At 30.1% G+C, this 22,827-nt stretch carries 16 protein-coding genes and 1 riboswitch; of the genes, 2 read left to right on the plus strand and 14 right to left on the minus strand.

The genetic code is table 11. From position 1 onward, the window contains the following. Entirely contained in the window at positions 1-1,185 is a 1,185-nt protein-coding gene (locus NQ543_RS06345; protein ID WP_004609695.1) for an IS110 family RNA-guided transposase, read from the plus strand. Between the two features lie 311 nt (positions 1,186-1,496). On the opposite strand, the gene NQ543_RS06350 is transcribed toward NQ543_RS06345, so the two are convergent. The 4 genes from NQ543_RS06350 to NQ543_RS06365 form a co-directional block, all read right to left on the minus strand. Then, on the minus strand, positions 1,497-1,916 hold the full coding sequence (locus NQ543_RS06350; protein ID WP_004609694.1) for a C-GCAxxG-C-C family protein: 420 nt from the start codon (positions 1,914-1,916) through the stop codon (positions 1,497-1,499). A gap of 26 nt (positions 1,917-1,942) precedes the next feature. Further along, entirely contained in the window at positions 1,943-3,169 is a 1,227-nt protein-coding gene (locus NQ543_RS06355) for a glutamate-5-semialdehyde dehydrogenase (RefSeq protein WP_004609693.1), read from the minus strand. After that, positions 3,162-4,301 carry a glutamate 5-kinase gene (proB, locus tag NQ543_RS06360; RefSeq protein WP_039904105.1) on the minus strand — a complete coding sequence of 380 codons (1,140 nt, stop codon included), beginning with the start codon at positions 4,299-4,301 and terminating at the stop codon, positions 3,162-3,164. Before proB ends, NQ543_RS06355 begins: the two co-directional genes overlap by 8 nt. Positions 4,302-4,380: 79 nt before the next feature. Continuing rightward, entirely contained in the window at positions 4,381-5,649 is a 1,269-nt protein-coding gene (locus NQ543_RS06365; RefSeq protein WP_004609691.1) for an L-cysteine desulfidase family protein, read from the minus strand. Positions 5,650-5,792: 143 nt separating this feature from the next. Here NQ543_RS06365 and asnA point away from each other — a divergent pair, with 143 nt between their 5' ends. Beyond that, the gene (gene asnA, locus NQ543_RS06370; protein WP_004609690.1) at positions 5,793-6,800 is read left to right on the plus strand and encodes an aspartate--ammonia ligase; all 1,008 of its coding nucleotides are present in this window, start codon (positions 5,793-5,795) and stop codon (positions 6,798-6,800) included. A gap of 1,019 nt (positions 6,801-7,819) precedes the next feature. On the opposite strand, the gene NQ543_RS06375 is transcribed toward asnA, so the two are convergent. The 10 genes from NQ543_RS06375 to NQ543_RS06420 form a co-directional block, all read right to left on the minus strand. Beyond that, positions 7,820-9,265 carry a radical SAM protein gene (locus NQ543_RS06375; RefSeq protein ID WP_039904104.1) on the minus strand — a complete coding sequence of 482 codons (1,446 nt, stop codon included), beginning with the start codon at positions 9,263-9,265 and terminating at the stop codon, positions 7,820-7,822. Between the two features lie 559 nt (positions 9,266-9,824). Continuing rightward, positions 9,825-11,210, minus strand: a complete 1,386-nt coding sequence (purB, locus tag NQ543_RS06380) for an adenylosuccinate lyase (protein ID WP_039904103.1) — start codon at positions 11,208-11,210, stop codon at positions 9,825-9,827. Between the two features lies 1 nt (position 11,211). After that, positions 11,212-14,973, minus strand: coding sequence for a phosphoribosylformylglycinamidine synthase (locus NQ543_RS06385; RefSeq protein ID WP_004609687.1), 3,762 nt, complete (start codon positions 14,971-14,973; stop codon positions 11,212-11,214). A 10-nt stretch (positions 14,974-14,983) separates the two neighbouring features. Continuing rightward, entirely contained in the window at positions 14,984-16,234 is a 1,251-nt protein-coding gene (purD, locus tag NQ543_RS06390) for a phosphoribosylamine--glycine ligase (protein ID WP_004609686.1), read from the minus strand. Positions 16,235-16,251: 17 nt separating this feature from the next. Then, entirely contained in the window at positions 16,252-17,775 is a 1,524-nt protein-coding gene (gene purH / locus NQ543_RS06395) for a bifunctional phosphoribosylaminoimidazolecarboxamide formyltransferase/IMP cyclohydrolase (RefSeq protein WP_004609685.1), read from the minus strand. Beyond that, entirely contained in the window at positions 17,776-18,369 is a 594-nt protein-coding gene (gene purN, locus NQ543_RS06400) for a phosphoribosylglycinamide formyltransferase (protein ID WP_004609684.1), read from the minus strand. Then, on the minus strand, positions 18,363-19,388 hold the full coding sequence (gene purM / locus NQ543_RS06405; RefSeq protein WP_039904100.1) for a phosphoribosylformylglycinamidine cyclo-ligase: 1,026 nt from the start codon (positions 19,386-19,388) through the stop codon (positions 18,363-18,365). Before purM ends, purN begins: the two co-directional genes overlap by 7 nt. 16 nt (positions 19,389-19,404) lie before the next feature. Then, complete coding sequence (purC, locus tag NQ543_RS06410; protein WP_004609682.1) at positions 19,405-20,106, minus strand: phosphoribosylaminoimidazolesuccinocarboxamide synthase; 702 nt, start codon at positions 20,104-20,106, stop codon at positions 19,405-19,407. Positions 20,107-20,122: 16 nt separating this feature from the next. Then, entirely contained in the window at positions 20,123-20,611 is a 489-nt protein-coding gene (gene purE / locus NQ543_RS06415; protein WP_004609681.1) for a 5-(carboxyamino)imidazole ribonucleotide mutase, read from the minus strand. Positions 20,612-20,647: 36 nt separating this feature from the next. Then, positions 20,648-22,318, minus strand: a complete 1,671-nt coding sequence (locus tag NQ543_RS06420; RefSeq protein ID WP_004609680.1) for a formate--tetrahydrofolate ligase — start codon at positions 22,316-22,318, stop codon at positions 20,648-20,650. Between the two features lie 169 nt (positions 22,319-22,487). Then, positions 22,488-22,567, minus strand: a riboswitch (ZMP/ZTP riboswitch). Between the last annotated feature and the right edge of the window lie 260 nt (positions 22,568-22,827).

Here is a 22,827-nt window from a genome sequence, read left to right on the forward strand (position 1 = left end):
ATGAAATTAATTGGTATTGATATCGGAAAGAACAAGCACTTCTTTTGTATTATGGATAAAGATACTGGTGAAGTTGTCGTTTCGCCATCTTCTTTTCCCAACAATAAAGAAGGGTTCGATTCTCTGATTCAAAAAATTAAACTTTATTCCAAGGACTCTGTCCTCATCGGTATGGAAGATACCGGTCATTATCACTTTGCTTTGCTGAAATACCTTTTGGACAACCATTTTGCTGTTGCTTTAATCAATCCTAAAACCACTGATTTTGCTCGTAAGATGCAGGGCGGCATTACTAAAAACGATAAACTTGATACTATAACTATCTGTGATGTCCTGGATACTCACGAACGCAAGAAGCAGTATCGTATCACCAGAGTCGATCGCTTCGATCTTTATGAACAGAAGCAGCTGACCAGACATCATCATAATCTAAAAGAAGAATTGAACGTCTATACGAATCGTCTTCAAAAATCTATCGATATCGTATTTCCTGAGTTCAATCGTCTGTTCAAGAGCAAGTACGGTTCCGTCTACATGAATATCCTTAAAACATTCGGAAGTGCTGACAATATCGCCAATACTGATATAAGAACGCTTCGCAAATGTTTTGAATCAAAAGGCAGAGGAAGACGTATATCTTTGACACCTGAGCAGCTCAAAGAATGTGCGAAAATATCAATCGGCATCCCATCAGCTGCTGAAGTGATTCAGATCAGACATCTCATCAGCCAGATCGAGCTTGTCAATGAGCAGATTGCCGAAATAGATAAAAAAATAGAAGAGTTTTCCGTCCAAAACAACTCTCCTATCCTAACCATACCAGGAATTTCACATTTTTCTGGTACCTCTATTTTAGCCGAATTAGGAGAGATATGCAACTATTCCAAACCGTCCCAAATCATTAAATTTGCAGGAGTAGCTCCTTATCATTACGAGTCAAGTCAATATAATGCACAGCATACTGCCATTACCAAGAAAGGATCTAAATACTTGCGAAAGACCTTGTACCAGATAATACTTCCTGTAATCAGGTTCAATCCTGTATTCAAAGAATATTATCAGTTGAAGATTTCTCAAGGCAAAGGCCATCGATGTGCACAAGGGCATTGTGTAAGGAAGCTGCTTAGAATCGTTTATCATCTGCTGAGTACAAATCAGCAGTTCAATCCTGGACTTCTAAGATAATCGATTGAGAAAAATAAAATTTTAAAAATTGGACCTAGAAGGTTGTTTTCGTCATGCCTAAAATTGCAAATCCGTATTCACTTTTCAAATAACTTTACTATCTAACTGTTAGAATCAAAATATTTACTATTTTCAAACTTTTTCATTAAAAACACTTGATTTTTATATAGTTAGCTTTCTTAAATAAATAATTCCACCTATTATTTAGTATACGAACCATTATAGTTAGTATTCAAACTATTGTCAATATAAACTTTTTACCCTAATTTTTATAAAAATAAAAATGTCTCATTAAATAAGACATTTTTCATTTAATCAATCAAATATTTTTCTAATAATCTAACAACTTCTTCAATTAAATCATCACAAGTAGCACGATTAACTTCTTTATCAGTTTTTCTAATTCCTAATAATTCTCCACAAATAACCGAACCATGAGATGCTTCAAATTCTTTACATAAAGCAGAGACTTTTTCATTAACAAATTTCTTTTGTTTAACATCTGCTTCACCTTTACCATATTTTAAACCAAGTGCCATAGCTCCACCTGTTAAAGTACCACAAATCTCACGAGTCATTCCAACTCCACCTCCAAAGCCATAGGCAATCGTCATTGCTTGATCCATTTCTAAATCAAATAAATCAACATAAGCTCCTAATACTGCTTGAGCACAATTATAACCCATATGATGTAAATCATATGCTTTTTTTACTCTTTCTTCAATATTCATTTTTATTCCTCTTTCTTATAAAATATTTATCTAATTTGTCCTTTACCATAAATCAAATACTTAGTTGATGTCATTTCTTGCAAGCCAATTGGTCCTCGAGCATGTAATTTTTGAGTACTTATTCCTACTTCAGCTCCAAAGCCAAATTCTCCCCCATCGCTAAAGCGTGTTGAAGCATTATGATAAACACATGCTGAATCTAAAGAATCCATAAAATACTTGGCTGTAGTATCATTATTAGTAATGATACTTTCTGAATGTTTAGTTGAGTAACTATAAATATGTTCAATTGCTTCATCAATATCTTTAACTACTTTAAAATTACAAATATAATCGTCATATTCTGTAGCATAATTTTGTTCTAATGCTAATTGCCCATCTAAATATTTTAATGTTTCAATGTCCCCATATATTTTTATATTTTTAAATGGTTCCTTTATTTTCATTAAAAATTCAGTTGCAATATCTTGATGAACTAAAATTGTTTCAATAGCATTACATACTGATGGTCGTGAAATTTTTGCATTGATTGCAATTTCTACTGCCATATCAAGATTAGCTTCTTTATCAATATATAAATGACATATTCCGGCACCTGTTTCAATTACTGGTACTGTTGCATTATTAACAACATATTGAATCAATCCAGCTCCACCTCTAGGAATAACTACATCAACATAGTTATTTGACCTAATAATCTCACTTACAATAGAACGATCAGTATTTTCAATTAATGTAACAACATTATCTGGTAAAATATCTCTAATTGCCATATTAATTACATTTATTAAAGCAATATTAGAATGAATCGCTTCTTTTCCACCTTTTAAAACACAAACATTGTTCGTTTTTATACAAATTGAAGCAATATCTACTGTAACATTTGGTCTTGATTCATAAATTGTTGCAACAACTCCAATAGGAATTCTAATTTGTTTAATATCCAATCCATTTGGTCGTTTTATCTCTCGAACGACTTCACCAATACAATCTTTTAAATCAGCAACTTTTTCAACATCTTTAGCCATTGCTTCAATTCGCTGTTTTGTCAGTAATAAACGATCAATCATCGCTGATGATATACCATTTGCTTTCGCATTATTAATATCTTTAGCATTTTCAGCTAAAATATATTCGATATTTTCAAGTAATCCTTTACTAATTGCATCTAAAGCATTCATTTTTGTATATTTATCAACTTTTTGCATTTGACGACAAGCTAATTTTGCTAGTTTTAATTGATCTTCAATCATTATTTTTCACCCCTTCTACTAAAACCAAATTGTTCGCATGAACGATTTCATCATAATCTTTATAATTTAATATACTTTCAATTTCACTAGTATTTAACCCTTTAATCAATTTAATTTCATCACTTGAATAATTAACCATTCCTCGCGCTAGTAAATTATCTTCTTCATCAACAATATCAACAATTTGAGAAATTAAAAAATTTCCCGTAACATCAATAATTCCTTTAGGTAATAAACTGCTATGATTATTTACAAGTGCATTTTTCGCTCCAGTGTCAACAATAATTTTACCTTTAGGCATACTACGATACATGATCCAATGCTCTCGAGCACTTAACTTTCTACCTACATCACCATTAAAATATGTACCAACGTCTTGTCCATTCAATAAATCAACCAAAACATTTTCTTTACTACCATTAACAATTGCCATTGCACAACCATAATCGTTGCACACTTTTGCAGCTTTGATCTTTGTAACCATTCCTCCGGTACCTACTTTACTAGAAGCATCTTTAGCCATATTTTCAATTTCACTAGTAATACCATTAACATCACAAATCAATTTAGCATCTTTGTTAGTATGTGGATTATCATCATATAAACCATCAATATCACTAACTAAAATAACCATATCAGCATCTACAGCTGGAACAATCAATGATGCTAAAGTATCATTATCACCAACTTTTATTTCATCAACCGCTAAAGTATCATTTTCATTAATAATTGGTACTGCATCATATTTAATTAATGCTTGTAGTGCATGGTTAAAATTCATTAAACGCTTACGGTCATCAAAATCATCATGATTTAATAAAATTTGTGCACATTTTAAATCAAATAAACTAAATAAATCTTCATATATTTGCATTAATGAAGCTTGACCAATTGCTGCTAATGCTTGTTTTTCAGGAATTGTTTGGGGACGTTCAGTAAGATTCATAATATGAACCCCTGCATTAATTGCTCCACTACTGACTAACGTAATTTTAATTCCTTTACGCTTTATTTGAGCAATCTGCCAAATCAAATTTAATATCTTTTCCTTATTGATATTGCCTTCATCATCACATAGCGATGATGAACCAATTTTAATAATCAAACTTTTTACTTTACTTAAATCCCTCATAACTTTTCCTCCTGCAATTTCCTTAATTATACAAGTTTTATAGTCACATAACAACATTAAAGCCGTGTTATTTTAATAATTAACAATCCATCATAATCTTGATAATTTCTTTATCCGTTTCTTTCATTCCAATTTTACCAAGACGGGCTACATTACGAATCGTATTTTCAACTCCTTTGATAACAATTCCATCACCATCTTTAAACTCTTGCCCTTCTAAATACATTTTATAACCTAAAATCCCTGCGTCAACACTTGCAGCAATTTTCGCAGCACAAGAAGATTTTGCACCATCACAAATTATTCCCGAAGTAATTGCAAGAGAATTTACAAGCGTATGAGCAATACACTGATAATCACCGCCATGTAAAAACGCAATACCACTACCAGCAGCACATCCAGCACTTACTGCTCCACAATATGCTGATAAACGCCCAATTCCATTTTTTTGATGAATTGCGATTAAATTAGCTAAAACTAAAGCACGATATAATTTTTCATCACTAACATTTAAAGCCTTAGCATATTCAACGATTGGTAAAGTTATTGTTATTCCCTGATTTCCACTACCAGAATTTATCACTACTGGAAGTTCACAGCCACTCATTCTTGCATCACTACCAGCCGCTGCCATAGCTTTTGCCTTTGTAGCTGTATCATTTCCACTTTTTAATAATACACTACCAATATTAGCACCATAATTATTAATAATTCCTTCATTTGCAATTTTACTATTGTAGTCAATTTGACGTTTAATTACCTCTTTAATGTCATCAATTTTTACAAGACAAGCAAATTCATAAATATCAGCGACATTTAATTCATCATAATTTAAAACAATTTTATCATTGAATTTCTGATTTTCTTTTGAAAAAAGAATCTCATTATCTTTTTCAATTAAAATAATATTAGTATGCGAATCGACAATTCGTACACTTGCGTAATGATTACTTTCAAATAATGTAATTTTTATATCTAAAATATATTCACTATCTAGTGGTTTGATTTCAATACAATCTCTTTTTAAGAATTCATTGATTGCAGCAATTTCTTCGTCTTTAACATCAGCAATTACTTCTAATAACTTATTTGTATTTCCCGCAACAATTCCAGCTGCTACAGCTGCCTCAATTCCTTTTAAACCATTAGTATTAGGAACAACTACACTTTTTACATTTTTAATAATATTACCACTTACTTCAACTAAACATCTCTCTGGCATTTTATTTAAAATATCATGAGCTTTACTAGCACAATATGATAAAGCAATTGGTTCTGTACATCCCATTGCAGGAACAAGCTCCTCTTTTAGTATTTGAATATACGTTTGATATTTAATATTGTTCATTATTTTATACAATCCTTTCTATTTTTACTAACATAATCTATTTTACCATAAATCTTAACAAAATTACTCAATTTTCTTATTGTATCATGACATTCTAACGTGTTACAATGTAGAAAAATGATTAAAGGAGATATATTGTTACAATGAAATTAATTATACCTGAAAATTATGATCCCGTACTAAATTTACGACAAACACAAGAGGCAATTAAATATATTCGTGATACTTTTCAAAAAGAAATTGGAAGAGCTTTACAGCTTTCTAGAATTTCAGCCCCTTTGTTTGTTCCAAAAAGCAGTGGATTAAACGATAATTTAAATGGTGTAGAAACACCTGTTTCATTTATCATTCCACAAATGCCAAATGAAGAAATCGAAGTAGTTCATTCACTTGCTAAATGGAAAAGAATGGCTTTAAAAAAATATGGTTTCAAAATGCATGAAGGTCTATATACAAATATGAATGCCATTAGAAAAGATGAAGAAGTTGATAACTTGCATTCATATTATGTTGATCAATGGGATTGGGAAAAAATTATTTCTAAAGAAGAAAGAAATGAAGAAACATTAAAACGTCATGTTTTAAAAATATTTAAAGTTATAAAACATATGGAACATGAAGTATGGTACAAATATCCCCATGCTGTAAATAGATTACCAGATAAAATACATTTTTTCACATCACAAGAATTAGAAGATCGTTATCCTGATTTAACACCTACTGAACGTGAAACTGCAATGTGCAAAGAATACGGATGTATCTTTGTAATGGGGGTTGGAAAAAAACTTAAAAGTGGTATTAAACATGATGGACGTGCTCCAGATTATGATGATTGGGATTTAAATGGTGATATTTTATTCTGGTTTGAACCACTTAAATGCGCTTTAGAAATTTCATCAATGGGGATTCGTGTAGATGAAGATAGTCTAGTTAAACAATTAGAAACAGAAAATTGTTTAGATCGTTTACAATTACCATATCATCAACAAATTATGAATAAAGAATTACCATACACTATTGGTGGTGGTATCGGTCAATCAAGATTATGTATGCTATTACTTAAAAAAGCTCACGTTGGTGAAGTTCAAGCAAGTATTTGGCCTCAAGAAATGATTGATGAATGTAGTAAACATAACATTAATTTATTATAGTTATAAATACTCAATAACATAATACATAAACCAAAATAAATAAAAATAGAGATATTAGCCCTTTCTTATTTTAAGGCAGAATATTAAAAAGAGACTTCTTAAACGATTGATAAATACAATCATTTTCGAAATCTCTTTTTTTATTATCCATTATCGAGTAAGAACCATTATAATATCTCATCTTTTTTATCATATGCTATCATTATCTCCTTATGCTTTAATATTTATATTCATAAAAAATTTTGTAAATATAAAATCAATTTCAATATTATAATATTATTAAAAATATTTATTTCTTTATCTATCAGGATATATATAGTAATATAACTAAAATATGATTTAGATACAATATAAAAATAAGTATGAAGTATTATAATCCAACATTATTAAAATATATATGTTCCCTTATACAAGGGTTACAATTATTACTAATGAAAAAGCAAATGTTTCTATATAATAAATATGACACTTAAAAAATAATCCATCAGCATACATATATATGCATATTTTTGAATAATTTCTATTAACAAATTATTTAAAAAAGATTTCAAAGAAAAACAAAAGAAAATATACATACTAGGTAGGATAATTTTACCAGATTCCTTCATTTAATAAGATATTTTCTAAGAAAACCTCACTTACAACTCATCTAAAACCAAAAAAATTTTGCTCATTCTACTTACTAAAAAAATATTCGACAAGTTAAACAAAAAATTATAGTGTACTTTAATTATATGCCTTGTAAAATACAATATCAGTACTGTATTTTTTCTAGTTTACATAAACAAAAACCAGAAATTATATCGATAGATAGTAATTTCTGGTCAAAATAAAGTCATCTTAACTTAATAATATTAAGATAAATTTTTACTCAATTAATAGTTAATAAACATTACAGTTTGAGTATACCAAGGACACCAACAAGATCCTAAAGCAACAGTTTCTTGTTTTTTATTTTCAACAATTACCTTAACTTCTTCCATGATTCTCCCCTCCTTCCTTTTTATTAACAAACCAAATCAATTATCAATTGATTTGATAATGTTCACAAGCAATTCAGGGTTATTTTCTAATAACTCATGGTAAATTATCAAGCAATCTTTCACAAAATTTTTCATTCTAATACAATCATTTCTCTTAGCGACTATATTAAATCCTTTTTCATCATAACAATTTGAAAAGCATGCTGGACACAATTTTGAAGCCCAACAATGTAAACAATCATTTTTAGACTGTTCTATATAATCATAATAATAATGTTTAATCAGTTCATCTTTATTGAAACCAGTTTCAACATTACCAATTGATGGTGAATGACCAATTTTTTCACAAACTTTAAATTCACCATTAGTTGTAATAAAAATTCTTTTTTGTCCTGGTATACAACAACCATTCATAGGAATTATACAACCAGGTGCTTGACTAATTCTACGATTATTAATCTTTATAATTAGCCTTCTAATAGCTTGAACTGCGTAATCAAATGGATCAGTAGTCTTTAACGATTTTCTCAAAAAGAAATCCTTTATTGGTTCTGATAGCAATTTATTAGGATATTCAATATTATCTTTAACTTCGTATGTTCCTGCCTTTACTTTGGTATTCTCACAATTAATTTCTTTTGGTAACCAATCTAATCCAGTAAAAAAATCATAAATTGCTTGCAATCTTTCATCTGTATATGGCGGACAAATTACCGTATAGATAGATAAACATCTTTTAGCTCTTTCCCCAAATGCATCTATCAAATTATGCAAACCTTCTATTGTTTTATCAAATGTACCTTCATCATTGATTGATACTCTAAAATTATCGTGAATATTCTTAGGACCATCTATACTACAAGTGATAGTACAATCTTCTAGATTAGCAAAAAAATGTGCTCTTTCTCTAGTCATCAAAGACAAGTTAGTTGTCAAAGCGTATTTGATTTTTAGTTTTTTGGGTTTATGTATATTCACATAATTTACAGTTTTTTCTATTAAATCAAATCGAACTAAAGGTTCACCTCCATAAAATCCTATAACTAATAAACCTTTAGCTAAAGGTAACATATAATCCAGAGCTTTTTTTATTATTTCCTCATTCATGTTTTTAGCAGAAAAATTTCTAAAATAATCACTTTGCTCATTATAAATACAATATTTACATCTAAAATTACAATTTTCTGTTAATTCAAATACTATTTGTGTAACTATATCTGTTGAATGTTCTATAAATTCTCTATATCCATCATAAAATTGAAGATCTTTTTCATTAGATAATATTTTAGTATTTTCTATTATTGCATTTACTTTTTCTATTTCTTTATCTAAATATTTATCATAAATATCTACACCATTTAATATATCATTTAAAATATTATACTGTGTTGGTTCACATCTAAATACTTTCTCAGTCTTAGTATCATAAAAATACTTAGAATTAGATGTAGAAAAAGTAATACCTAAATTAGATAAATTCAATATATTCCCCTCTTCCCATTTAAATAAAGTTTCCTTATCTATTATTATAAAATCTTTTTCAAATATTTCAATATCCAAAAATTATAAGTTTAATAATTTAAACATAAGTATTTAAAAATAAATATTTTTATCTACTTAATTTATTTATTTATTTTTAAATACTATTTTTTCAAATAATGATACTCTTAAAACAAAATTAATAAATATTGTTTCTATAGTAATGATATTTAAAACTATCTTTTACCAAAAAATAATAAATTACTAATATTTAATTAAAACTACTCTTTCTAATAAATAAGATTGAGTAATAAATACTAATTTACATATTATCCATACAATAATTAAGCTATTTTATATTACATTTTCTTCTTAATTTTATAAGTTTGATTTAAAAATAATGTAGTAATGCGAAAGTACTAAAAATATAATTTATTAGTATCTAAAATAATAATTATAATAAAATTAATTTTAGTTACTAATTTTTAATATATAATATTTAAGAATATAATTATTTTGAGTATCTATTATCCAATATAAAAGCTGTGATTTTCATCACAGCTTATTTAGATAAATTAATTTTTGCAAGTATATTTGCAAGCCCAATATAAGAAGCTGGTGTCATATCAATTAAAGTTTGACGATCTTGATCAGATAAAATATCTAAGCTTTCTGCAAATTTCAAGATATCTTCTTTAGAAATACTCTTACCTCTTGTCAACGCTTTTAATGTATCATAAGCATCAGGTACACCATATTTTCTTAACATTGTTTGAATTGGTTCTGCTAGTACTTCCCATTTTTCATTTAAATCATAAACAAGTTTTTCTTTATTCACTACACATTTAGCTAAACCATTTGTAGTTTCATTAATTGCTTGTAAAGAATATCCAAACGCTAAACCTAGATTTCTTTGACTAGAAGAATCTGATAAATCACGTTGCATTCTTGATTTAGGAAGTTTATTTGATAAAGCTACACAAATATTATTTGACATATCAATATTAGCTTCACTATTTTCAAAACGAATTGGATTAACTTTATGAGGCATTGTACTACTTCCAACTTCACCTTTAACAGGTATTTGTTTAAAGTATTCCATTGAAATATACAGCCACATGTCAACATCAAAATCAACTAATACATTATTAAAATGACGAATTCCATCTAAAATATGACAAGTATAATCATGACTTTCAATTTGTGTAGTTAATGGATTAAAAGTTAAACCTAAATACTCTTCAACAAATTTCTTAGCCATAGTTTGCCAATCAATATCAGGGAAAGCTGTTAAAATAGCACTGTAGTTACCTGTTGCCCCGTTAAATTTAGCTTTAATTTTAATACTTTCAATATTTTCAATACTTGATAAGAAACGATATGCATAAACTTTAAATTCCTTACCAATTGTAGTTGGTGTTGCTGGTTGACCATGAGTATGTGCAAGCATTGCATCTTCACTATGTTCATCAGCCCACTTATCAATAAGTGCTGCAAATTCTTTTGCCTTAGGTAACCAAACATCTTTTAAACCATATTTTAACATACATGCATATGATGTATTATTGATATCTTCAGAAGTACATCCAATATGAACGAAACTTTGTAAATATCCAAATCCTAATACTTCAAGCTTTTCATCAATAAAATACTCAACAGCTTTAACATCATGACGAGTAGTATTTTCAATTTCTTTGATTCTTGCAAAAGAATCATAATTAAATTCACTAGAAATAGCTGTAAGTTTATCAATATCTTTTACATCAAATTTAGCTAAAATATCGCTTTCAACATTTTCAATTAAAAACTTTAACCATTGAATTTCAACAAAAACACGATACTTTACTAATGCATATTCAGAAAAATACTCACCTAATGCATCTTTAATACCCGAATATCGTCCATCCAAGGGACAAAGTGTTAAACATTCAAACTCTTGTTTTTCCATTCTATTTTCCACCTTTAAAATAATCTACACCTGCTTCAAATAATTTTTGATCCATTTCACCATAAACATTTTTAAAGCGGTTTTCACCTTGACGTTCACTATGACCCATTTTACCAATAACACGACCATCACGAGAAATAATTCCTTCAATCGCATACATTGAACCATTTGGGTTATAAGGTGTTTGCATTGTTACCTTACGATTAGGGTCAACATATTGAGAGAATACTTGTCCATTTTCAAACAATTCTTCAATAACTTCTTTTGGCGCTACAAAACGACCTTCACCATGACTAACTGGAATTGTATGAATATCATCAACATTTACATATTTTAACCAAGGTGATTTAACACTTCCAATTCTTGTATCTACCATTTGTGAAACGTGGCGACCAATTGTATTGAAAGTTAATGTTGGATCATCTTTAGACATATCTTGAATTTTACCATATGGTAATAATCCTAACTTAATTAATGCCTGGAATCCATTACAAATTCCAATCATTAATCCATCACGATTATCCAATAAATCACTAATTGCATCTTTTAAACGAGGATTCTTTAATACTGTGGCAATAAATTTACCAGAACCTTCAGGTTCATCACCAGCACTAAACCCTCCTGGTAACATTACAATATTAGCTTGTCTAATTGCTGCTTCTAATTCATTAATTGAATCTGTAAGCATTTGTTCAGTTTTATTTCTAATTAAAACTAATTGAACTTTTGCTCCAGCTTTTTCAAAAGCACGTTTTGAATCATATTCACAGTTAGTTCCTGGGAATACCGGAATAACTACAAGTGGTGTTTCAACAGTAACTTTTGCTTTTAAAGTAGAACGTGTATTACATGCAGCTACTTTAATTTCACTTGTAGGTGCTACTTCTCTTGTTGGATAGACACTTTCTAATGGTGCCTTATTAATTGCATATGCTTCATCCAAAGAAATAGCTTCATGTCCATATGATAATACTTCACTATCATTAGTAGTACCAACAATACGATAATTATCAAAAACATCTAAATCTTCTTCATTTTTAACTTCAATGATGATATTTCCATAATCACGCATTACATAACTATCTAAATCATATTCACCACTAAAAGCAACTCCAATACCATTACCAAAAGCCATCTTACTAACGGCTTCAATTACACCACCATCTTTTACAGTATATGCACTATAAATTTTATTTTCTTTCATTAATGCCATAATAGCATCATATTGTTTTTGTAAATGATCAAAATCAAATACATGATATTTATCTTTATTAATAACAACTTCTACTAATATATGCCCTGCTTCTTTAATTTCAGGTGTCATAATATCATCAACATCACTACTAGTAATTGCAAAAGATACTAGTGTTGGAGGTACATGTAAATCCTCAAATGACCCTGACATACTATCTTTACCTCCAATTGAAGGTAATTTTAAAGCATTTTGAACACGATAAGCACCAAGTAATGCTGCTGTAGGTTTACCCCAAGTAGTTGGATTTGTTAATAATTTTTCAAAATACTCTTGGAATGAAAAACGAATATTATGATAATTTCCACCCATTGCAACAATTTTCGCAATTGATTCAACAATTGCATAAATTGAACCATGGTATGGTGACCATTTAGAGATTACTGGATTATATCCATAAGTCATGATTGAAGCTGTTGTTGTTTCTTTTCCTAGCACTGGAATCAATGCTGCCATCCCTTCAGTTTCACTATGATATTTAATTCCTCCAAAAGGTGATAACACTGTACCATTACCAATTGAAGAATCAAATCTTTCAATTAACCCTTTTTGAGAAGCAACACTTAATTTAGATAATGTCTTAGTTACAGTATCAACAAAACTAGTTTGTGGTTGTTTATCAAATGGTGTGTTTTCAAAATCAGGTAACATAATTTTAACATCTTGATAACGTTTTGCTCCAGCTGCATCTAAGAACTCACGTGAAATATTAACAATATCTTTACCCATATGTCTCATTATCAAACGATTTTGATCAGTAACAATAGCAACTTGAACAACCTCTAAGTTTTCCTTAGCACATTCAGCTTTAATAAAATCAACATCTTTACTATCTACTACAATTGCCATACGTTCTTGTGATTCAGAAATTGCTAACTCTGTCCCTGTTAAACCATCATATTTCTTTAAGACGGCATCTAAATCAATTTCTAGACCAGGTGCTAATTCACCAACAGCAACGCAGACTCCACCTGCTCCAAAATCATTACAACGAACAATTTTTTCACTTACTTCTTTATTCCTAAATAAACGTTGAATTTTTCTTTCTTCAACTGGATTACCTTTTTGAACTTCAGCACCTGCTGTTTCAATTGACTTAATATCATGAGATTTAGAAGAACCAGTAGCTCCACCAATTCCATCACGTCCAGTACGACCACCAATTAATAAGACAACATGTCCTTTTAATGGTTCTAAACGTTTAACTTGTTCTTTTGGAGCAGCAGCCACGACTGCACCTAATTCCATTCTTTTAGCTACATAACCTTCATCATAAATTTCATGAACATAACCAGTTGTTAAACCAATTTGGTTACCATAAGAAGAAAAACCATGAGCTGATTCTTGACAAATCTTACGTTGAGGTAATTTACCTTTAATTGTTTCTTCTAATGATTTACGTGGATCTCCTGCTCCAGTAATACGCATACTTTGATATACATAAGCTCTTCCTGATAATGGATCACGAATTGCTCCACCTAAACAAGTTGCTGCTCCACCAAATGGTTCTATTTCTGTTGGATGATTATGTGTTTCATTTTTAAACATCAATAACCATTGTTCATCACCATCAGTTGTATGAACTGTAATTTCTACTGAACAAGCATTAATTTCTTCAGAAACTTCTAAATCATCTAGGTAACCTGTTTTACGTAATTCTTTCATTGAAATAGTCGCTAAATCCATTAATGTAAGTGGACGTTTAGTATCAATTCCATAAACTAAATGACGACTAGTTTTGTAATTTTCAATATCTTTTTCTAAAATTTCTTTAAAAGCACCATTTTCAATATCTAAATCAGTAATAACAGTGGCAAAAGTAGTATGACGACAATGATCTGACCAATATGTATCTAATACTTTTAATTCAGTTTCAGTAGGATCACGTTTTTCTTCATTTTTAAAGTAATCTTGTGTAACTTTTAAATCATCATAATTCATTGCCATTCCATTATCAACTAAGAATTTTTCAAGTTCTTCTTTACTAAACTCATTAAAACCAGTGATTGTAGATACAGGTTTAATTTCTGGCACTTCATCATTTAAATTTTTTGGTTTATCTAAAGACGCTAGGCGTTGATCTACCGGATTAATTAAAAAACCTTGAATTTTATTTAAAACATCATCTTTATTACCAGCAAAAGTAATTGCAAATACACGAGCACATTTTACTTTAGCATTAGTATTACCAGTTAAAATAGCAAAACATTGCTCACAAGAATCTGCTCTTTGATCATATTGACCTGGTAAAAACTCAATAGCAAAGATTGCTTCTTCTTCATTTTTAGGGAAATCTTCTTGATAAACATCATCAACCATTGGTTCAGATAAAATTGTATCAATGCCTTTATTTAAAATATCATCACTTATCCCTTGAACATCATAACGGTTGATAACTCTTAATGTTTTGATTTCTAATCCCAACTGTTCAATTAAATTATGTTTAATTTCATTTGCTTCTGTTGCATACGCTGTTCTTTTTTCAACGTATATACGTTTTACATCACTCATTATTATCCCCCTATCTAAGTCCAATATCTTTGCGGTAATACTTACCTTCAAAATCAATCTTATCAGCTACTGCATATACTTTATTTCTTACATCTTCTAATGATGAACCAGTTGCACAAATATTTAAAACACGTCCGCCACTAGTAACTAATTTACCATCTTTAATAGCAGTTCCTGCATGAAATATAACACAATCATCACAGTCATCAATATTTTTAATTTCAATTCCTTTTGCATAGCTTCCAGGATATCCTCCACTTGCAAGAACTAAACAAGCAACATGTTGATCATTCCATTTAACTTCTACATCTTTTAATGTCTTTGTTGCACAACCAACCATGATATCATACAAATCACTATCTAATCTTAACATAATTGATTGTGTTTCTGGATCACCAAAGCGAACATTAAATTCTAATACTTTGGCTTTACCATTTTCAATCATTAAACCAATAAAGACAACACCACGATAATCCATATTATCGGCTTTTAATCCTTTCATAAAAGGATCCAAAATATCATTTTTTAATACTTCATCCATATTTTCTGGCATAAATGGATTTGGTGAAACAGTTCCCATACCTCCTGTATTAGGACCGGTATTACCATCATAAATTTGTTTATGGTCTTTAGCACTTACCATTGGAACAATCGTCTCACCATCACAGAAACATAGTAATGAACATTCAAAACCAGTTAAAAATTCTTCTAATACTACTTTACTTCCAGCACCATCTAAACTTCCATCAACCATCATTTCTTTTAGTGTTGCTTTAGCATCATCTACATTATCAACAATAACTACACCTTTACCTGCTGCTAAACCATCAGCCTTAATTACTAATGGATAATCAAAATCATTAATTGCCTCAATAGCTTCATCATAACTATTAACTTCTTTATACTTAGCAGTTGGTATATTATGTCTAACCATAAAATCTTTAGAAAAAGCTTTACTTCCTTCTAAAGTTGCAGCATGTTTAGTTGGACCAAAAGCCATTAACCCTGCAGCTTCTAAATCATCAGCTAAACCATTGCATAAAGGTACTTCAGGTCCAATAACTGTTAAATCGATTTTATTTTCTTTAGCAAAATCAACAATCATCTTGTTATCTTCAACACTACCTTCAATGCATTCACCAATCTTAGCAATCCCTGGATTTCCAGGAATTGCATAGATTTTATCTACCTTACTACTTTGATTTAATTTATAAGCAATGGCATGTTCACGTCCACCACTACCAATTACTAGTACTTTCATATATTCAAACCTCTCTATTAATGTCTAAAATGTCTATATCCTGTAAATACCATTGGAATTCCTTTTTCATTGCAGAAATCAATGGAATCTTGATCACGAATTGATCCACCAGGTTGTACAATTGCACCAATTCCCGCATTATAAGCAACCTCAGCACAATCACTAAATGGGAAGAATGCATCACTTGCAAGTACAGCCCCATTAAAATCTTTATCTGGGTTGTTATGAATAGCATTTTCTAATGCCCATACACGAGAAGTTTGTCCACCACCAACTGCTAAAGTAACACCATCTTTAACAATACAAATAGCATTAGATTTAACAAATTTAACTACACGCATTCCAAATTCCATATCATTAATTTGTTCTTTTGTTGGCTTGGCTTCAGTTACATAATTCATTTCTTTAATCATTTTAGTATTAATATCTTGAACTAAGACTTTACCTTCTAAATACTTAATATCATATTTTGCTTCTCTTACATCTAAGTTTTTAAGTTTTAAAATACGTAAATTTTTCTTTTTCTTTAATATTTCTAAAGCATCCTCATCAAAGTCAGGAGCAGCTACGATTTCTAAGAAAATCTTATGCATTTCTTCAGCAGTTTTTTTATCAATTTTATAGTTAACTGCAACAATTCCACCAAAAATACTTTGAGGATCAGCATTATAAGCTTTCATATATGAATCATAACCATCTTTACCAATTGCAACCCCACAAGGTGTTGAATGCTTGATTGCTGCTGTAACAATTTGATCATTAAATTCACGAACTACTGCTACTGCCCCATATAAATCATTTACATTGTTAAATGAAATTTCTTTACCATGTAATTGTTCATAATCCAATAAACTATGTTGAACAAATGGGTCAACATAAGCATTAGCTCTTTGTTGCGAATTTTCACCATAACGTAAATGTTCAGTTTTTTTCAAGCTAATATTTAATACATCAGGGAAATCATCTCCAACAACACCAGCAAAATAACGTGAAATCATCGCATCATATGCTCCCGTAGTTGAAAAGGCTTTATATGCAAGATTTAATCTAAAATCATAGTCATCTTGATTATCTTTAATTGCTGTTAAAGTAGCATCATAATCCTTAGGATCAGTAACAATTAAAACATCTTTAAAATTCTTAGCTGCTGAACGAATCATTGAAGGACCGCCAATATCAATATTTTCAATCATATCTTCCATTGGTTTACCAGCTTTTAAAGCTTTTTCAAATTCATATAAATTAACACAAACTAAATCAATTGGCTTAATATCCATCTCTTTAACTGTTTCAACATGTTCAGGAACATCGCGACGGAACAATAATCCCCCATGAACTTTAGGATGTAATGTTTTAACACGTCCATCTAAAATTTCTGGAAATCCTGTTACATCATCAATTGCAATACATGGAATATTTGCTTCTTGTAATTTTGCCATTGTTCCTCCAGTAGAAACAATTTCAAATCCTAATTCCACTAAACCCTTACAAAAATCAACGATACCATCTTTATTAGTAACACTAACTAATGCTCTTTTCATTTATTTCACCTTAGCCCTTTCATTTTCAACAACAATTTTACCATTACAATATAAAGCAACAGCTTTAGGCAAAATTCGATGTTCAATTTCTAAAACTCTTGCCTGAATATCTTCAGGGTTATCTAAATCATCAATATTACATGCTTCTTGTAAAATAATTGGACCCCCGTCTACTTCACTGCTGACAAAATGAACAGTTGCTCCAGTTACTTTAACACCACGTTTTAATACTGCTTCATGTACATGCATTCCATAATATCCCGGTCCACAAAAAGAAGGAATAAGTGATGGGTGAATATTAATTATTTTATTTGGATACGCATCGATCAAGACATCACTTAAAATCGCTAAATAGCCTGCTAAAACAACTAAATCAACTTCACGTTCTTTTAGCATTTTAACAATCAATTCATCATCTTTTTTTACCACTGCTGTTTCAATTCCAGCTTTTTTAGCACGTTCTAATCCATAAGCATCTTTACGATTAGAAATAACTAAAACAATCTTACCATTAATTTGATTAGCTTCAATAGCATCGATAACTGACTGTAAATCAGTTCCACCGCCAGAAACAAAGACGGCAATTTTTAACATAATTTTACCCCTTTATCGCCTGCTTCAACATGACCTACAATATAACATTCATCGCCAGCTTCTTTAATCGCTACTATTGCTTTGTCAACATCTTTTGGATCAAGAGCAATAACCATACCTAATCCCATATTAAAAGTATTATACATCATATCTTCACTGATATTACCATTTTTAGCAATCAAATCAAAAATTGCAGGAACTGTATAACTATCTTTATTAATTATCGCTTTTATTCCTTCAGGTAACATTCTAGGAATATTTTCATCAAAACCACCACCAGTAATATGGCTACATCCTTTTATAACAACACCAGCATCTTTAACATTTTTAAGTGCTTTTACATAAATTCTAGTTGGCATCAATAAAGCTTCACCTAATGTCTTACCAAGTTCATCATAATATGTATCTAAAGATTCTTTAGTCATTTCAAAAACCTGACGTACAAGTGAAAAACCATTACTATGGACTCCACTTGAAGCAATTCCTACTAAAACATCTCCAGGTTTAATACTTTCACCATTAATAATATCTTTTTTATCAACTACACCTACTGCAAAACCAGCTAAATCATAGTCATCCTCTGGCATAAGTCCTGGATGTTCAGCTGTTTCACCACCAACTAAAGCACATCCTGATTGCTTACAACCTTCAGCTACCCCACTTACAATTGTTGCAATTTTTTCAGGATAATTTTTACCACAAGCAATATAATCTAAGAAAAATAATGGTTCTCCTCCAGAACAAGCAATATCATTAACACACATTGCTACAGCATCAATTCCAATTGTATCATGCTTATCCATAATAAAAGCAAGTTTCACTTTTGTTCCACAACCATCAGTTCCTGATAAAAGAACTGGTTCATCCATATTTTTGATTGCACTTAAATCAAATGCTCCAGCAAATCCGCCAAGTCCCCCTAAAACTTCTGGTCTTAAAGTTTCTTTAACATGTTTTTTCATTAATTCAACTGATTTATAGCCAGCTTCAATATCTACTCCAGCCTTTTTATAATCCATTTTTATTTCTCCTTTATTATTTTTGCATTCTTGCAAGTACTGCTTTATAAGTTTCGATTAGATCACCGATATCTTGTCTAAATACATCTTTATCATATTTTTGATTAGTTTCTACATCCCATAAACGGCAAGAATCGGGAGAAATTTCATCAGCTAATAAAATTTCGCCATCAGGAGTTTTTCCAAATTCAATCTTGAAATCAACTAATTTTAAATTTAAACTCAAGAAAAATTCTTTTAATAATTCATTAATCTTTAAAGTTTCTTGTTTAATAAAATTATATTCATCTCTTGTACATAATTTTAAAGCAACAGCATGATCTTCATTGATTAATGGATCACCATAATCATCATTTTTATAACTAATTTCAAAAATTGGTTCATCTAAAACAATTCCTTCAGGTGCTCCTAATCTTTTGCAAAAAGATCCTGTAGTAATATTTCTAATAATTACCTCTAATGGGAAAATATCAACTTTTTTAACTAAAATATCACGATCATTTAATTTTTTGATCATATGAGTTTTAATTCCAGCTTCTTCCAACATATCAAAAATAATGCAAGAAATTGTATTATTTAAAACTCCTTTACCTTCAAATTGGTCATGTTTAACTCCATTACCTGCAGTTGCATCATCTTTATAATGAATTAAATATTCATCTTCCTTTTCAGTTAAATAAACTTGTTTTGCTTTTCCTTCATATAATAATTCTGCCATTTTTTCTAATCTCCTCTTATTTATATTTTTCCATTACTTCAACATTTGCTTCCATTGCTTGAGCTTCCATTTCTTTACGATAAGCAACTAATTTTTCTTTAATATCATCATGTTTAATTGCCATAATCTGTAAAGCTAAATATGCTGCATTTTTACTACCATTGATTGCTACTGTTGCAACAGGTATCCCTGAAGGCATTTGAACAATTGATAATAAAGCATCCATACCATCTAATGTTGAACCACTAATTGGCACTCCAATAACTGGTAAAACTGTTTGTGAAGCAACTACACCTGGTAAAGCTGCTGCCATTCCTGCAGCTGTAATAATAACTTCTGTACCATCTGTTTCTGTTTCTTTAATAAAACTACTTAAACCAAGATGAGCACGATGAGCTGAAAGACATCTAACATTTACCTCAACCCCATAATCTTTTAAAATACTGATTGCTGGTTCTACTTTACTTAAATCACTAGTTGAACCCATAATGATTGCTACTTTCATATTTCCACCCTTTCATATTAAATCACGATAATCTATTTAAAATAATCCCGTAATTTTACCATCTTTATCAATATCCATATTGACAGCTGCTGGACGTTTTGGAAGTCCTGGCATTCTCATAATACTACCAGAAATTGCTACCAAAAATCCTGCTCCAGCTGATGGAATAAGATCATTGATCTTGATTGTAAACCCACTAGGACGGCCTAATAATGTTGGCTGATCAGATAAAGAATATTGTGTTTTAGCCACACATATTGGTAATTTTCCTAATCCTTGAACTTCGTATTTTTTCATTTTTGTAATTACTTTTTTATCAAAAGCAACGCCACTAGCTCCATATATTTCTTTTGCAATAACTTCAATTTTTTCTTTGATTGATAAATCTAAATCATATAGTGGTTTATAATTAGCTTCTTTAGTTTCTAGTACTTCTAATAATTTTTGAGCCAATTCAATTCCACCATCGCCACCTTTAGCAAAAACTTCAGAAATTGCAACATCAACTCCCATTTTATTACAAGTATCTTTTAAAAGTTGTAACTCAGCTTCACTATCAGTTGGAAAAACATTGATAGCTACTACAGATGGTAAATTATATTTTTTAATATTTTCAATATGTTTTTCTAAATTTTCTACACCTTTAGCCAATGCTTCTAAATTTTCATTAGCTAATTCTTTTTTATCAACACCACCATGCATCTTTAATGCTCTTACTGTAGCAACAATTACTACTGCTTGAGGATCAAGATCAGCTTGGCGACTTTTAATATCTAAAAATTTCTCAGCACCTAAATCAGCACCAAAACCTGCTTCAGTAATTGCATAATCACCTAATTTGATTGCTAATTTAGTTGCCATAACTGAATTACATCCATGAGCAATGTTTGCAAATGGACCACCATGAACAAAGACTGGCGTATGATCCAATGTTTGGACTAAGTTTGGTTTGATTGCGTCTTTTAATAGCAGTGTAACTGCACCTGTTGCTTCAATATCATTAACAGTAACTGGATTACCATCATAATCATAAGCAACGATCATTCTTCCAGCACGTTCTTTTAAATCATCTAAACTTGTCGCTAAACAAAGAATAGCCATTACTTCACTTGCTACTGATATGTCAAAACCATCTTCACGAGGTACACCATTTACTTTACCACCTAAGCCACAAATAATATTGCGTAAAGCACGATCATTTAAATCAACAACTCTTTTCCAAACAATATTACGGACATCAATATTTAACGGATTCCCTTGATGAATCGAATTATCAAGCATTGCTGCAATTAAATTATTAGCAGCAGTGATAGCATGGATATCTCCAGTAAAGTGTAGATTAATATCTTCCATCGGTACTACTTGAGCATATCCTCCACCAGCTGCTCCACCTTTGATTCCAAAACATGGACCTAAAGAAGGTTCCCTCATAGCTACTACTGATTTTTTCCCTAGTTTATTTAAAGCTTGTGACAACCCAATCATTGTTGTAGTTTTTCCTTCCCCAGCAGGTGTTGGGTTAATCGCTGTTACAAGAATCAATTTTCCATCAGGATTGTTTTCTAAACGATTAATTGCTGACAAAGAAATTTTAGCTTTATACTTACCATATAATTCTAAATCATCTTCTTGTAAACCAACTTTTTTAGCAATTTCACTAATTGGTTTCATTTTAGCACTTTGTGCAATTTCAACATCACTTAACATACTGCCACCCTTTCAATTATAATTTTCACATTCTTCTAAAGATACTGTCTAAACAATTAAAATACACCTAATTTATACCATATTTATACGTTTTTCTCAACTGATACAAACGTCCATAACAGTACTTTTACATTATCTTTAGAATTAAAAAAGAGCCCGCACTAATCCAGACTCTTGCCCAGACGGTCGGCTCTTCTATGATTATACTCCCTGTGGTTAATTCCACTTCCGTCAGTCGTATAACTAAATGCATAATACCATTAATTTATATAAGATTCAAGCATTTACAAAAAAAATATCGATTTTATCTCAAGTTAAAAAATTAACAAAATATATAATAACTAATGGTATTATAAGTAGCTTAATTACCTTTTTAAAATGCTGTTGATTATGACCTATTTCTTGACTATTTAGCTTACTTTTAAAAACAACAAGATAACTAATCAAAAAATCAAATAAACATACAATTAAACACGTAACACTAAACTTGAGCATATCAACATTACCAG

The sequence above is a fragment of the Thomasclavelia spiroformis DSM 1552 genome, assembly GCF_025149465.1.
Taxonomy (GTDB): domain Bacteria; phylum Bacillota_I; class Bacilli_A; order Erysipelotrichales; family Coprobacillaceae; genus Thomasclavelia; species Thomasclavelia spiroformis.

What these genes read in the sequence shown, in the direction of transcription:
- NQ543_RS06420 (WP_004609680.1), bottom strand. Translation starts at nt 22,318, where the DNA reads ATGTTAAGTGATGTTGAAATTGCACAAAGTGCTAAAATGAAACCAATT.
- proB (WP_039904105.1), bottom strand. Translation starts at nt 4,301, where the DNA reads ATGAGGGATTTAAGTAAAGTAAAAAGTTTGATTATTAAAATTGGTTCA.
- NQ543_RS06365 (WP_004609691.1), bottom strand. Translation starts at nt 5,649, where the DNA reads ATGAACAATATTAAATATCAAACGTATATTCAAATACTAAAAGAGGAG.
- purE (WP_004609681.1), bottom strand. Translation starts at nt 20,611, where the DNA reads ATGAAAGTAGCAATCATTATGGGTTCAACTAGTGATTTAAGTAAAGTA.
- purC (WP_004609682.1), bottom strand. Translation starts at nt 20,106, where the DNA reads ATGGCAGAATTATTATATGAAGGAAAAGCAAAACAAGTTTATTTAACT.
- NQ543_RS06385 (WP_004609687.1), bottom strand. Translation starts at nt 14,973, where the DNA reads ATGAGTGATGTAAAACGTATATACGTTGAAAAAAGAACAGCGTATGCA.
- purM (WP_039904100.1), bottom strand. Translation starts at nt 19,388, where the DNA reads ATGGATTATAAAAAGGCTGGAGTAGATATTGAAGCTGGCTATAAATCA.
- purN (WP_004609684.1), bottom strand. Translation starts at nt 18,369, where the DNA reads ATGTTAAAAATTGCCGTCTTTGTTTCTGGCGGTGGAACTGATTTACAG.
- purB (WP_039904103.1), bottom strand. Translation starts at nt 11,210, where the DNA reads ATGGAAAAACAAGAGTTTGAATGTTTAACACTTTGTCCCTTGGATGGA.
- purH (WP_004609685.1), bottom strand. Translation starts at nt 17,775, where the DNA reads ATGAAAAGAGCATTAGTTAGTGTTACTAATAAAGATGGTATCGTTGAT.
- purD (WP_004609686.1), bottom strand. Translation starts at nt 16,234, where the DNA reads ATGAAAGTACTAGTAATTGGTAGTGGTGGACGTGAACATGCCATTGCT.
- NQ543_RS06350 (WP_004609694.1), bottom strand. Translation starts at nt 1,916, where the DNA reads ATGAATATTGAAGAAAGAGTAAAAAAAGCATATGATTTACATCATATG.
- asnA (WP_004609690.1), top strand. Translation starts at nt 5,793, where the DNA reads ATGAAATTAATTATACCTGAAAATTATGATCCCGTACTAAATTTACGA.
- NQ543_RS06355 (WP_004609693.1), bottom strand. Translation starts at nt 3,169, where the DNA reads ATGATTGAAGATCAATTAAAACTAGCAAAATTAGCTTGTCGTCAAATG.
- NQ543_RS06345 (WP_004609695.1), top strand. Translation starts at nt 1, where the DNA reads ATGAAATTAATTGGTATTGATATCGGAAAGAACAAGCACTTCTTTTGT.